A 2,029-nucleotide genomic window follows, 5' to 3' on the forward strand; every position below is an offset into this window, starting at 1 on the left:
TCGACGCGCCGATCGCCTTGAGGATGGCCAGGTCGCGGGTGCGCTGCATCGTCCACACGGTGAGGAAGGCGACGATGACCAGCGCGGCGATCGCGTACAGGAAGCCCTGGATCATGAGCAGGGAGCCGCGCTCGGAGCCGTAGGCCGGCAGGGCGTTGAAGGAGTCGGACAGCTTCATGCCGCGGTCGTCGCTGGCAAGGAGGACCGTTCCCTCGGCGTCGGTGTGCATGGCGGCCTGCCAATCCCTGGTGGGCACCCACAGGACCGGCGAGTGCGAGTACTCCAGGTCGTCGGCGGTGCTGCCCACGGTCACGGGCGCGCCGCCCACGGTGAGCTCCTCGCCCGGGGTCAGGCCCAGGGACTCGGAGGCGATGGCGTCGGTGCCCACCACCTCGCCGTTGGGCAGCCTCGTGCCCTCCGGCAGGCCCAGGATGGCCACGGACTCCTCGGTGCCGTCCGCGCGGGACAGCAGGGTCTGGCCGGTGCCCAGCGGGACGTCGCCGGCCTGCGCGTCCTCCGGGCCCACGCGGGACGTGGTGTAGGAGGGCTCCTCCATATCCTTGAACACGACCGAGTGCGGGTTGAGCGCCTCAAGCGCCGACGTATTCTGCTTGCCAAGGCCAGCCGTCAGACCGGTGAGCATGACGACGAGGAGAGTGATCAGCCCCACGACGCCAATGATCAGGCCGAAGCGACCCTTAGCGTTTCCAATTTCTCTCAATCCAACGAACATGCCCCCATTATCTGCCTGACCTGCACCGTTCCACATCAGGCGAGCGGTGGAACCTTGAGTCAACCGATCGGTTGATTAGGCTTGTGCGCGTGCAAACCACCAGCCGAATCCTCGCCGTCCTCCGCGTCAGCCTGCACCTGCTGGTCGCGGTCCTCCTGCTCGTGGGCATGCTGGGCGACTTCACGCCGCTCGCGCTCCTCTTCGCCGCCGTCTATCTGGCGGGCACCGTGGCGCACAACCGCGGCACGGAGTACTCGGCGCGCGCGTCGTGGGCGTGGCTCGCCATCATCGCGGCGCTGTGGGTGGCGCTGGCGCTGCGCTCCGAGGCGTACGTGTGGCTGGAGTTCCCGCTGGTCATCCTCGCCGCCATCCTCCTGCCCACCGCCGCGAGCCTGGTCGTGGCTGCCGCGATGCTGGCGCTCACACTCAGCGTGACGGTGCCCGCCTCCGGGTTGGGCGGGCTGATCGGCCCGACCATCGGCACGGTCGTCGCGGTGGTCACCGTGCAGATCTACAACATGCTTCGCGCCGAGGCGCAGCACTACAAGGCGCTCGCGCTCGAACTCGAGGTCTCGGAGCGCAACCGCGGCGCGGCGGAGGAGCGCGCCCGCCTGTCGCGCGAGGTGCACGACACGATGGCGCAGGGGTTGAGCTCCATCGTGCTGCTGGGCAGGGCGCTGGACAAGCAGCTTGACGACGCCACCGCGCGCGCCACCCTCACCACCATCCGCGAGGTGGCGGCGGACAACCTCGCGGAGGCGCGCCGGTTCGTGGCCGTGAACGCGGAGGGCGGCGGGGCCGAGCCGCCGCGCCGCACCCTGCCGGAGCAGGTCCGGGCGCTGGCGCGGTCCGCGCAGGACCGGCAGCGCGCCCTCGGCGAGCCGCTGGAGGTGCAGGTCAACGTAGTGGACGTGGTCGGCCCTGCGGCGGAGGTGGTCGAGCGCGTGGTCCGCGAGGGCTTAAGCAACGTGGTGCGCCACGCGCACGCCTCGAAAGCGGTCGTGACGGTGGATAAGCTGGGTGACACCGTTACCGTCGACGTCTTTGATAACGGCCGCGGCATGTCCGGCAAGGAGGGCTTCGGCCTGCGCGGCCTGCGCGCCCGCGTGGAGGAGGCCGGCGGTGAGCTCTCGGTGGAGGGCAACGTGCTCGCGGCAACGCTCCCGGTTCAACGCAAGGAGGCACCATGATCAGGGTCATGCTTATCGACGACCACCCGGTCGTCCGCGCCGGACTCCGCGCCGTCCTCGACTCCTTCGGTGACATCGAGGTCGTCGCCGAAGGCGCGGACGGCAC

General features: G+C 70.0%; 2 protein-coding genes and 1 pseudogene. 2 read left to right on the forward strand and 1 reads right to left on the reverse strand.

Going from position 1 to position 2,029, the window contains the following annotated elements; all coding sequences use genetic code 11:
• Positions 1-721 (reverse strand): ABC transporter permease family protein (locus tag EAW56_RS11900; RefSeq protein WP_244213431.1); only part of this gene is annotated, 721 nt, incomplete at its 3' end.
• A gap of 101 nt (positions 722-822) precedes the next feature.
• Between EAW56_RS11900 and EAW56_RS11905 the strand changes: the two genes are divergently transcribed.
• The gene (locus EAW56_RS11905; RefSeq protein ID WP_122086763.1) at positions 823-1,923 is read left to right on the forward strand and encodes a sensor histidine kinase; all 1,101 of its coding nucleotides are present in this window, start codon (positions 823-825) and stop codon (positions 1,921-1,923) included.
• Positions 1,920-2,029: pseudogene (locus tag EAW56_RS11910) on the forward strand (DNA-binding response regulator); the annotation flags it as partial. The gene EAW56_RS11905 and the pseudogene EAW56_RS11910, both read left to right, overlap by 4 nt.

It is taken from the genome of Corynebacterium gottingense (assembly GCF_003693265.1).
Taxonomy (GTDB): Bacteria; Actinomycetota; Actinomycetes; order Mycobacteriales; family Mycobacteriaceae; genus Corynebacterium; species Corynebacterium gottingense.